General features: G+C 56.2%; 6 protein-coding genes. All 6 read right to left on the minus strand.

The genetic code is table 11. The features are described from left to right. Positions 1 to 211: 211 nt before the first annotated feature. On the minus strand, positions 212 to 1,726 hold the full coding sequence (locus tag HNQ92_RS10840; RefSeq protein ID WP_184174043.1) for a sulfatase family protein: 1,515 nt from the start codon (positions 1,724 to 1,726) through the stop codon (positions 212 to 214). A 56-nt stretch (positions 1,727 to 1,782) separates the two neighbouring features. Then, positions 1,783 to 4,113, minus strand: coding sequence for an alpha-galactosidase (locus HNQ92_RS10845; protein ID WP_184174044.1), 2,331 nt, complete (start codon positions 4,111 to 4,113; stop codon positions 1,783 to 1,785). Between the two features lie 233 nt (positions 4,114 to 4,346). Next, positions 4,347 to 5,831 (minus strand): sulfatase, encoded by a 1,485-nt coding sequence (locus HNQ92_RS10850; RefSeq protein ID WP_184174045.1) that lies wholly within the window; start codon positions 5,829 to 5,831, stop codon positions 4,347 to 4,349. A gap of 172 nt (positions 5,832 to 6,003) precedes the next feature. Continuing rightward, complete coding sequence (locus HNQ92_RS10855) at positions 6,004 to 7,464, minus strand: RagB/SusD family nutrient uptake outer membrane protein (RefSeq protein ID WP_184174046.1); 1,461 nt, start codon at positions 7,462 to 7,464, stop codon at positions 6,004 to 6,006. Positions 7,465 to 7,489: 25 nt separating this feature from the next. Beyond that, entirely contained in the window at positions 7,490 to 11,071 is a 3,582-nt protein-coding gene (locus HNQ92_RS10860) for a SusC/RagA family TonB-linked outer membrane protein (protein ID WP_184174047.1), read from the minus strand. An 83-nt stretch (positions 11,072 to 11,154) separates the two neighbouring features. Beyond that, the gene (locus HNQ92_RS10865; RefSeq protein WP_184174048.1) at positions 11,155 to 12,174 is read right to left on the minus strand and encodes a FecR family protein; all 1,020 of its coding nucleotides are present in this window, start codon (positions 12,172 to 12,174) and stop codon (positions 11,155 to 11,157) included. Positions 12,175 to 12,182 lie beyond the last annotated feature (8 nt).

Consider the following 12,182-nt stretch of genomic DNA (forward strand, 5'->3'; position numbering starts at 1 on the left):
CCAGCTACTAGTAGATCAATTCACCCCTACTTTTTACTTACAACCTACCCCTCTTTTTTTGCCCACCGCTGATTTGAAGGTTTCTAAAATATCAGAAAGCGTCGCGAACGCACTTGGCTGAGGGTTCCTAATAAGGGTTAAACTTGCCGCAGTTTTATTCTTTATTTGACAAGCATATAACTTCTCAAAATACTTTTTAGCACGTTGCTATTCAGTCCTTTTTGTTTGATTCTGGAAACTTTCGGATGGGCCCCTGCAAGCGCGGGTAGGTTTCGAATACCTCCGGGTCCGGCCCTACCACCCGCGCATCTTGCGTGGACCGCAGGTAGCTGAATAGCTGCCTTTGCAGCCGTCGCCGCGGCTGCTCAAAGCCCGCCTCCGCCGCCAGGTTGCGGCGGCAGTAGGGATCTTTTTCCAGATCATAAAGTTCTTCGGCTGGCCGTTGGGCCGTGGCTAGTCGCAGGTAGTCGTCGTAGGGGGCAGTGTGGCGGTGCGCCAGCAGTTGGTCCAGCGTGGGGCAGGCGTCGATGTCGGCGTAGGAGTCTACCAACTGCCCCTGCGCATCGTAGCCCTGGGGGTCGCCCGCGGGCCAGCGCTCGGGCCGAAAGTTATGGATATACAGGTACTTACCCTCCCGGACACCCCGCTGCGGATAGCCGTGGTTCTGGTAACGGGCCGACGAATGCCGCTCGCGACCAAAGTACACCGGCCGCGCCTCGGCCCGCTTTTTTCCGCGAAGCGTCGGCAGCAAGCTCCGGCCCGATAACCCCAGCCCCTGGGTGGGTACCCCCGCCACTTCCAGGAAGGTGGGCGTCAGGTCCACTAGGCTCACGGGCTGCTTTACCACTTGCCTGGCTACCCCTTGCTGCCCCCAGCGAATCGCCAGCGGGACGTGTACGCCGTACTCGAAGCAGTTGGCTTTGGCCGCCGGAAAGGCCATGCCGTTGTCGCTGGTGACGACGATGATCGTGTTGTCGAGTTCCTTTTTTTCTTCCAGAAAGGCCAGTACTTTGCCTAGCTGCTCATCCAGGTATTCTACCTCCACGGCGTAGTCGAGCAAGTCGCCCTGGACCACTGAGTCTTCCGGCAAAAAACCAGGTACCTGGGCTTGGGCCAAGTCCTTACCTACCCGCTGGTAAGCATCCCGCTCGAAGGGCCGGTGCGGCTCCTGCGTGCCCAGCCAGAAGTAAAAAGGCTGACCGGGCGCTTTCTGGGCGTAGAAGTCGGCAAAGTTGGCGGCGTAGTCGCAGGTCGAAACGCCTTCGAAGGCCTTGGCCATCGTTTTCTTTTGATAAGCTTCGCCCGCCGGGTTGCGGCTACGGCCACTCACCCGCCAGTCGCCGGGCCCCCAGCCTTTGCCGGTAAAGCCCACGCGGTAGCCCGCCGCTTCCAGCCGGTCGGGGAAAACCACGTACGCCTGCGGAAACGAGCTGGCGTGGGTACCGGCCTCGGCGATCTGCCAGGGGTAGCGGCCCGTCAACAGGCTGGCGCGGGAGGGGCTGCAGCCGGGGGAGGTAACGTAGGCGTTGGTGAACAAAGTACCCTCGCGGGCCACGCGGTCGAAGTGGGGCGTGCGCACGAAAGAGCAGCCACTGATGGAAGTATGGGCAAAGGACTGATCGTCGCTGATAACCAGCAGAATATTGGGCCGCTTGGGAGGTAACGGTGGCTCGAACCAGAAGCCCGCACTGACCAGGATAAGGAGCAGGAATGGTAGTATTTTCATGCTAAAAGGTAGTTAAAACGTACGGCTTTCTCTTTCGTTAAAAACGACTTCTTGGCTTACTTACGCCCTCGGGCAGTCATTCGGCTTATTTCCAGAATCTCCTGATCCATGGTCTCCAGCGCTAGTTCCAGCTTACCCTCAATGAGGTCTTTGCCCCGGTAAGTACCCCACTCCCGCGATTTGAAGTGGCTTCGTACCCGATACCTGCCTTCGGGCTCTACCCACGGTACGTTGATCTTTCGACGGGTCTCTCCTCCGCTTCCCCGCACCACCACCACTACGCCGCTTCCCTGCTCGTTGAGCTTCCCCCACCAGTGCCAGTCCGTGTCGGTCGGCTCAGGTACCCCACTGAACTGGAAGTACCCGTAGATGCCGTATTGCTGCTGCAGCTTACCCAGCAGACTAAAAGTCTCGCGGTAAACCTGTTCGTTCTCCGGCGTCAGCGAGGCCACATCCCCCGCAAATACACTGGGAGCCCCTAGCAACCAGCTGCAAACCTGACGCCGCTGAACCTGCGGTGTGAGGCTTCCGCGTACATTGACCGTCGCGGCTCCGTAGTACTCAATGGCCGCCAGTGGCAACCCCCGGTGGGCATACAAGCGCTGGCGGGCGTTCCAGCAGCCTTCCAGCAGCTTGTTTTGTAGGCTATCGGGTCGGTAAGGCCAGTTGGGAGTATACCGCCGCTTCCAGTGCCCTACGCCCGAATAGTCGTTGGGAGGAATATGATAAAAATCGCCGTGCTTGAGCGCGGCCAGATCGCAGGGCACGCCCGGCGTACCCCAGTAGATCTCGTGCGTCAGCTCTAGCTTTACCCCCGGTGCCGAAGCATGTACCTGATCCTGCGCTTCTAGTAAGCCCCGCAGTCCCCGCAGCAGCGATTCTTTCTGCGAGCGGCTCTCATGGCCGCGCGCAATGTCCCCAAAACGGATGTTGGTCAGGTCCTGCTTAAAATAGTTTACCCCGTAGCGATCGTGCAGGTACAGCATATCCTGCGCGTAGTGGTAGCGCCAACGGCTCGTGAAGCTCATCGCCAGTCCGTTCTCGCGCTTGACTTGCGGGAGAATGTAGCCCCGTGGGAAAAGCATAAAATCCTTCGCCAGGTTCGGATCTTTGTAGGTCGAAACCCACAAGCCCAGTGTCATGCCCTGCGAGACGATCTGCTGACACATCCCCGCAAAATCAGAAAACTTTCCCGGATCGGCCTGCGTGGTGGTGGCCGCCCAGTGGGTGGCGGTATCGCTCTGGCTCCAGCCCGCATCCACCAGTAAGCCCTTGAAGCCCGAACGCGGCAGCGCCTGGGCCATTTCCCGCAGCGCCGCTTCCGAAATCAAAGGCCCGAAATTCGACCAGCTGCACCAGAGCGGTACGTGGTCCTCTACCTGGGGCCGACGCACGCCTACTACCCCGTGCAGGTACTGCTGAAAGGCTTTTTCTACCGTGCGGTCCAGCGGCGTGGAAGGCCGGGAAACCGTGGGTATAACCGGCCCCTGGTATCCGTAGAGAAAAACAGGCTCGGAGGTGAAGCTTTCGGTGGGGCCCAGGACCCACTCGAAGAACTCTTCGGTATACCCCTGCCCGCCCCGGGCGGTGGTGGTACGCAGGGCCGAGGGGATCTCACTGCCTACAATCACGCCCTGGGTTTGGTCGGCGCGCTCGTAGCTCCGCAGGCTGCTGACCGCCCCCCGCTCGGAGGGCGTCAGCTCGGTGAGTCGGCTCAGGGAATTTGACAAGGCCAGGTCATCGAGCCGAAGCTGGTCGATCTTGAGCCAGCGTTGGCTCCCGTTATACACCCGAATCCACTTGCGTAGGGCGGGGTAGCCCTGGCTTACTTCGTAAAAGAGCTCCAGGGTCACGCCGGAGAGGGGACCTTCCTCCGTCGACTGGGCCCGCACGATGAGTTGGGTCGTTTCCGGGCGTGGCGTATGGATCGTATAGGTAGCCTTGGCAAAGGCAGGGCTCCACTGCCCAGAGCTGATCTTGGCGAGCGGCAGCCAGTCCGTACCCTGCGCCTGAAAGCCCACCCGGCCCTGGATGTCCAGTACGTCGGTACGGTTGCGCTCGGCGGCCTGCTGGGTAATGGCCTGGGCGGTCTGCTCATCAATCCCCTGCGGTTCGGCGTTGGGTTGGGCCGCATAAAAAGAAAGCGAAAACTCCTGGGAGCCCGGCTCGCTCCAACGGGTATCCTTCCAGTATACCCCGGCCAGCTCCAGCCCCTGTGGGTGCAACACCAGCACCCGGCGCAGACCGGCCGACTGGATATAAATCGTATCCTCTCGAACCCGAACGTCTGACTGGCCTAAGGTACTTGCGCAGGTACCTAACAAACAAAGAACAAAAAGCGACGCGAACACACTGGACTGGGTATTTCTTCGAGGATTAAAACGCATACTAAGTATTTATTAACAAGTACCTTACTTCCCTATAAAAGGTGGTCAATCTGGTGTTAATTTTGAGCATAATAATTCAATTTTATTTTGTAGCTTTTTCAGACAAATCTTGCTCATCTTTTAGCGCATAGCAGGTACTTGGCTTTGACTGATTTTAGGAAAACACAACTATATAAATTCAGTATGGTTTCTTAAAACGGCTACTCACTTTATAGCACAAACCTAGTTTACCTTTAAAAGTAAAATCCCGCTTTTTGCCCTTTTTGATACTGTAACTCCACCTTTTTTAAAACCTCGGCATAGTTTGCCGACGCCGCCACGTTCCGTTTCTCACCCGGATCATGCTGGTGGTCGTAAAGTTCTACCTGCACTACCTCATAGGGCGCTTTCCGTTGCTGCCAGCGCGTGTACCGGTAGCGGTCCGTCCGCATCGAATAGGCCATCAAATGCTTCGGCCAGTCGTGCTGGGTAATGGCCGCCGCTTTCGTTTTCAGCGATGGGTTATTCAGCATTTTTGTAAAGCTTTTCCCCTGAACGTGCGTCGGCAGCGGCAGGCCAGCCGCCTCGCAGAGCGAAGGATACAGATCCACTAATTCTACCAGGGAGTGGCTTTGCTTGCCTTTGGCTTTCATACCCGGCATGCGCATAATCAGCGGCACGCGGGCGTCTACTTCCATGGTGGAGCGTTTGCTCCAGGCTCCGTAGTCTCCGAGCTTCCAGCCGTGATCGCCCCAAAGTACTACTACGGTATTTTTCTCCAACCCCAGGCGCTTGAGCTCCTCCAGGACTTTACCCACCTGCGCATCCACGTAGCTCACCGACGCGTAGTAGCCGTGGATCAGCTCCTTGGCCTGCTCCTTGGTCACTTTGCCCGTGTCGGGCATGTTGTGGTAGGTACGTAGCTCGCCAAATCCCAAGTTAATCATATCCCTGGTTTCACGAGGTACCTCGGCGGGCAAAAACGACTCAGGTACCTGAATTTTCGCTGGGTCATATAAATCCCAGTACTTCTGGGGCGCAATGAATGGCAGGTGCGGCCGGTAAAAACCCACCGCCAGAAAGAACGGCTGGTCTTTCACCCGGCGCAGCGTTTCGATGGCTTTTTGGGCCGTTGCACCGTCTACAAAAGCCTCGTCGGGTACATCAGCCCTTTCGGTAGGTGGCCCGTACTTTTTGCTATTCTTTACTTTATTTTTAAAAAGCTCCCCGTTTTGTTTATTGAGTTCAACGTTAGCCGGAAGGGCGTATCCGTTGAAGGGTTTTGCAGGCGCTTTCCATTCCGGTTCGCTCCAGGAGGGCTCGTCTCTTAAATGAAATACTTTGCTAAAACTGGCCGTAAAGTACCCCTGCTGCTTGAAGTACTGCGGCAAAGTCACAACGTTAGGTACCTTCTCTCTAAAATGCGTTTCCAGATCAAACACTTTAGTAGAATCCGGGCGAAGCCCCGTAAGTACACTAGCCCGGCTGGGATTACAAATGGCTAACTGGCAATAGGCTTTATTGAAGGTCAAACCATTGTGGGCCAGTTGATCAATATGCGGTGATTTGATCTGGGTATTGCCATAGCACCCAAGCTCCGGACGGAGGTCATCCACGGAAATAAAAAGTACGTTTAATTTTGGCCGTTTTTCTGCTGCTAGCAGGTACTTATAACCGGAGGAAATAAGGACAAGTACCCAACAAAAGAAACCAATTATCGCCGTCGTTACTAGCTTCATATAAATAAGGAATTAGTCCTGAATTTATGTGAGAATAAACTCCTTGCTTCAAGCAGCACAAAGTACCTCCCTCTAAAAAAAAGGGAGGTACTTTGTAGAACAATGATGGCAAGATTTCCTACTTCGCGGAAACCTTGCCATCATTGTTTATTCTGTTTTTAATCGCTTTACTTTATAGGTACCCCGGATTCTGCGTGATCCGGGTCGGGTTGGCGTCGATCTCGATCTGTGGGATCGGGAAGAGTCGGTTGTTTTCGGTGATCTGGATGAGTTTTCCGTCCAACAAAAGATTATTTTTTCGGAAGTACTCGTTCATCACGGGCACCAGTCGGTTGGTCCGTACCAGGTCGTAAAAGCGCAGCCCCTCAAAGGCAAACTCGACCATCCGCTCGTGCTCAAGGGCCAGCCGCAACTCGGCCTGTGCCATAGCCGCTAGCGGCGGCAGCCCGGCCCGCGCCCGTACCTGGTTGATGTACGGCAGTGCCTCGGCCGTCTGGCCCGTTTCGTTGAGGCACTCGGCGTACATCAGCAGGATGTCGGCGTAGCGCAGCACGGGCCAGTCGGTCCCCGACTCGTTCACGGCTGTCATGGCCGGGTCGATGAACTTGCGGATGTAGTTGTATTGAATTTCCCGCCCGTTGAGCGTGTAGCTCGTCGCCAGGGAAGCCGCCTTGCGGGTATCACCCGCTTCGTAAGCCGCCACGATGTCGTTGGTAGGCTGGTTGGCCCCCGCCCCCCCACCGAGCTGAATCACGTTGCCCGATCCCTGGGGAATGAAGCTGGTCGTGAAGTTATTACCCTGCCCAATACCGCCCTTGGCGTACTGCACCGAGAAAAGGATTTCGGCGTTGTTGCCGTTGTTGGCAGCAAAGACATTGGCGTAGTTGGGCAGCAGGCTAAACGTCTTGCTGTCGATGACGGTTTTGAGCACCGGCAGCGCCTCGGCAAATTTCCGTTGGAACAGCAGCACGCGGCCTAACATGCCATTGGCCGCTCCGCTGGTGGCGCGGCCTTTCTCGGCGTTGGCGTAGGTAGCGGGCAGGTAGCCCGCTGCCGTTTTTAGATCCTGCTCGATTTGGGCAAATACCTTCGCGGCCGACTCCCGACCGTACTGGTACGAATCCTCCACGCTCGCTACCTCATTGATCACCAGCGGCACATCCCCGAAGGTCGTCACCAGGGTGTAGTAGTAGTAGGCGCGCAGAAACAACGCTTCACCCTTGTAGCGGTTTTTTAGCGTAGCATCCATTGTGATGGCGTCGATGCGGTCCAGGATGATGTTGGTGCGGGCAATGCCCCGGTAGGCGCTACTCCAGCGGTTGTTGATCTGGTTTGCGGCAGCTGTGCCGGTCGCAAACAGGTTAAAGTTATCGAAGTCACAGTCTCCACCCAGGCAGTTGGCCCCGTTGGAAAAAGTCACGTCCGTGGTCATATCGCCAAACCGATAGTCAGAGTTGGCCAAACCGGCGTTGCGCAAGCCTCCGTAGGCGGCGTTGACGGCCGTCAGGAAATCCTGGGGCGTTAGGTAGTAGTTGTCGGAAGAAGGGCTGGTAATGGGGCGCAGGTCCAGAAAACTATCGCTACAACCCACCAGGCTGCCCAGCAGTACGATGGATAAAAAGATTTTTTTCATATCGAGTATAGGGGTATAACCCTGATTAAATTCCGATGTTGATACCAAAAATGATGCTGCGGGCCAGCGGATACACGCCATAGTCGATACCCGGCCGCGTCACGTTCTCCCCGTGGATGTTCACTTCAGGGTTGTAGCCCAGGTACTTGGTGAAGGTAAACAGGTTTTGGCCCGTGGCGTACAGCCGGACGTTGCTCAGCCGCACTTTCTGAGCCACCGCCGAGGGTAGGTTATAGCCCAACGTGACGTTACGCACCCGCAGGTAGGTACCATCTTGCAAGTACAGGCTCGGCAAGGCTTCACCCTGATTTAAAAAGCCCCAGCGAGGGAAGCCATCACCCGGATCCTCTTCGGAACGCCAGCGGTCGTTCAGGCGCGACAGGTTGTTGAATTGAATGCTACCCAACCCACTAAAGCGCGCCTGATTGAACAGAATCTTGCCGCCTTGTACGCCCTGCAGCTGGATGTCCAGGTCGAAATTCTTGTAGGAGAAGCGGTTGGTCATCCCGTAGATGAAGTCAGGCGTAGGATTGCCCAGCGGGACGCGGTCTTCGGGCGTAATGACGCCGTCGCCGTTGGTATCCACAAAGCGTACATCCCCCGCGCGGGCGGCCGGATTGAGCTTCATGCCCGGATTGGCGTCGGCATCGGCCTGGGTTAGGAAAATGCCGTCGGTCTTATAGCCAAAGAACTGCGCAAAGGGCTTACCTACCTCCGTCACCTGTACGGCCGTGGCTTCGTAGGTGGACACGATCGGCTCGTCATTGGCTCCTAACTTAAGCACCACGTTGCGGTTGAGCGAGAAGTTGAAGTCGGTGGTCCAACGGAAGGCTTTGTTGGCATTGACGGTATGAATCTCCAGCTCAATCCCCTTGTTTTCGATGGTGCCCAGGTTGCCGTAGGTCGTCGTAAAGCCCGATACGGCCGGAATGGGCAGCGTGTACAGCAGGCCGTCCGTCACCCGGCGGTAGAGGTCCAGCGAGAGGCTCACGCGGTTTTGCAATATGCCTACGTCCAGCCCGATGTCGGTTTGGTTGTTGGTTTCCCAGGTCAGGTCCGGGTTGAGAAAATTAGATAAAGCGTAGCCGTTGGCAATGCTGCCTTCCCCCGCGCCAAAGTTGTAGTTACTGCTCGTCAGCAGGGCCCGCCAGCGGTAGTTACCGATATTGAAGTTACCCGTTACGCCGTAGCTGGCCCGGATCTTCAGGTCGGAAATGAGGCGGTTCGATTTGAGGAAAGACTCCTCCGAAATCCGCCAGCCCACGGAGGCCGAAGGGAACAGCGCCCACTTGTTGTTGGAAGCAAAGCGGCTCGAGCCGTCGCGCCGCAGGGCCGCCGAGAGTAGGTACTTATTGCGAAAGGCGTAGTTGACCCGGCCAAAGTAGCTCAGCAATGACCACTCTTCCTGGTTGTAGTTACCGTTGATGATGGAAGCGCCGCGCACGTTGGTCACCAGGTCGTTGGAGAACTGCCCCGACTGCCCCGTGAGCGTCTGCGACTCGTCGGTATTTTTCTGTACAGAATAACCCGCCAGCAGCGTCAACGCGTGGTCTTCGTTGAAGGTACGATTGTAGGTGGCGGTGTTTTCCCAGCTATAGTTGATATTCCGGAATTCGGTATGGTTCGAGGCAATGTTGGTCAGGTTCGGGTTCGGGTTGCCGGGTGTGAGCACCGGTACCGTTAGGGCGGTGGTAACGCCCACCGTAGAGGGCCGGTAGTAGTCGGTCCAGTAGTTGCGGTAGTCCAGGCCCAGGCTGCTACGAACCACCAGGCCTTTAACCAGCTCTAGCTCCGCGTAGGTGTTACCCAACATCCGGGAGCGCTGCTCCAGATTGATGAAATTGGGATCGTCCATTTTTTGCAAAGGAGTAAAGATCGCCCCGGCGTAGCCATTCTGAATAAAATCCTGCTCCCCGGCAATTTGCCCGTACAAACCATTTTCGTAGCGAGCCTGTACGGTTGGTGGCATGATCAGGGCCGTCGAGATGATCCCGCCGTCGTCCTGGGCCCAGTGGCCGTCGGTATTCAGCCGGTTTTCTTTGGCATAAGAAGGTGAAAGGTTAATCCCTATTTTAAATTTGGAGGTCAGATTTGCTTCCAGATTCAGCCGTCCCGCAAAACGTTTGAAGTCGGTAGACCGCACGATCCCGTCTTGCGAAAAGTAGTTACCCGACACAAAGTACCGTACTTTGTCGGTACCGCCCTGGGCCGAAAGCTGGTAGTTGGAAATGGGTGCCGCCTGGAAGATTTCATCCTGCCAGTCGGTGTCAGGTACCGTGGAGGGATTATCATACGAAGCCGGGTAGTTGAGCGAAGTACCGTTGGGCAAAATCCGCTGGCCGTTGGGTACGTTGGGGTCCATGCCGCTATTCACGACCCATTGCGTGTAGCGCACTTCTTTTATAAAATCGATGTGCTCATCGCGGTTCATGATATCAACCTTCTTCGAAACTTTCTGCACGCCCGTGTAAAAGTTGAAGTCAATCTTGGCTTGTCCGGCTTTCCCTTTTTTGGTCGTAATGATCACAACACCATTTCCGCCGCGCGAGCCGTAGATGGCCGCCGAAGCTGCATCTTTGAGTACGTCGATGGATTCGATGTCGTTGGGGTTGAGGAGGCTGATGTCGTCGCCGCTTTGCAGAGGTACTCCGTCTACCACGTAGAGTGGCGCGTTGCTCGCGCTAATGGAACCCGTGCCCCGAATCCGCACCACGGGGTTGGCACCAGGCTTACCAGTACCTTGCGCTATGGATACCCCAGCCATTTGTCCGGCCATGGCGTTGAGCGGGTTGTTGACCACCTGGTTCTGAATGTCGCGGGAGGTAATCTGCGTCACGGCGGCCGTCAGCGAGGCTTTACGCTGGGTACCGTAGCCCACTACCACCACTTCTTCCAGGGCCTTGGTATCGGGCTTGAGCTGGATAGCGATAGAAGTGCGATTGCCCACCGTTACTTCCTGATTGAGGTACCCAATAAAACTGAACACCAACACGGCGTTGGCATCCGGGACCGCTATTTCGTAGCGCCCTTCCCCGTCCGTGGTAGTTCCGCGCGAAGTACCTTTTAGCAATATACTCACGCCCGGCAGCGGCTCGTTGCCGTCCTCGGCGGTAACGGTACCCCGGATGGTCGTTTCTACTATGGGAGCCTGAATGGCCCCGCTCCCGGACCGCTCGTCGCGAAAGGAAGGATGGGACTCAAGCGCGCTGGTTTCGGGCGTACGGACCGGCGTTGGTTCCGCTTTAGGTACTAAGGCCGGTGCCTGGGCGGGCAAAATGACGTACGAGCCTCCCTTCTGCCGCGAAAACTGCAGCCCCAGCGGAGGCAATAGCTTGGTGAGGTTACTTTCCAAGCTGTTGGCCCAGGTGACGGTATTGGCTGGCACGGCCAGGTTTCGAACCACGTGGTCGGCAAAAAGAATATCTACACCGTAGCGGGACTTCAGTTCCCGCAGCATCTCGGCTAGCTGTACTACCGTGGCCCGGTTGGCGGGCGTCGTCGGTTGCTGATGAAAAGCGAGCGTCTGGGCCGGACAAACCGAAAATTGGGTAGAAAGTATTACCAGCCCTACTAGATACTTAGCTGCTAATAAGTTAAAGTGTTTCATGTACACGTGTGTTAAAGGTTTTCATTAAGGGGTTGTTCAGGAATAGTAGGCGAAGGGTTTTGGAATAGGCTGCATTAAAGAGTTTAGGAAGGATTAGGCGAAAAAATCACTTTGTTTTTCTGGCGCGAGTACTGAATTCCAAGTACCTGGGAGATGGAGTTCAGGAGTTCGTTGGCATCCACAGCTTTGAACGAACCCGATACCGTCCAGTCGGCTATTTTCGGATCGGTGATCTCGACGCTCAGGCCGTAGTTTTCGCTGAGGAGCCTGGCTACTTCGCTCAATTTGGTTCCGTCAAACACGTAGCGGTGTTCGGTCCAGGCGGCGTATTGTTTGGGCTCATCTACTTTTTTTCGTTGCATTACGCCCCCTTCATCCACCGTGACCAGGTCACCCGGCAGCATGATCAAGGGTTCTTTAGCCGGGCTGTTGGACATAGGTTGCGATTGTAGCTCTACCTTTCCCCGGTTGAGCACCACCTGCGTGCGGCGGGCGCGGGTATACACCGTAAACTCCGTACCCAGTACCACTACGTCCAGCCGATTGCCGGTTTTGACCACAAATTTTTGATCATTGGGCTTATGAACTACCGAAAATTCAGCTTCGCCATTCAGCAGTACCTCCCGGCTTCGCTGGCCAAAACCAAAGCGAGGTACCCGCAGCGAGGAGTTGGCGTTGAGCGTCACTTTACTCCCATCCGGAAGTACCCAGGCCTGGATCTCTCCGGGGGCGGTGGCGTAGGTTTGGTAGGTAATCTCGGATCGAAACAGCCAGCCGGCCAGCAGGAGCACCGCCACCGAAGCCGCCGCGTACCAGAACATCAGCTGGCGAAATAGGGGCCGTGGCTCGTCGATTGGTGTGGCAGGTACCTCAAGGGGTACTTCGCTGCTACGGGTGGCCACGTACTGGCGGTAGCGGTCGATGCCCGCGGCGACGTCCACGGTATACTGCGGGCGGCTGAGCTCCCATTCTACCAGGTAAGCGTAGAACAGCTCTTCGTTTTCCGGCTTTTTAGCCCATTCGTCGATCATCTTCTTTTGCAAAGCCGACGCATTGCCGTTGAAGTAGTCGAATATGAGCTCCTTAGTGATAGAAAAATCCATGATGCAAG

The organism is Rhabdobacter roseus, from assembly GCF_014202275.1.
GTDB classification, from domain to species: Bacteria; Bacteroidota; Bacteroidia; order Cytophagales; family Spirosomataceae; genus Rhabdobacter; species Rhabdobacter roseus.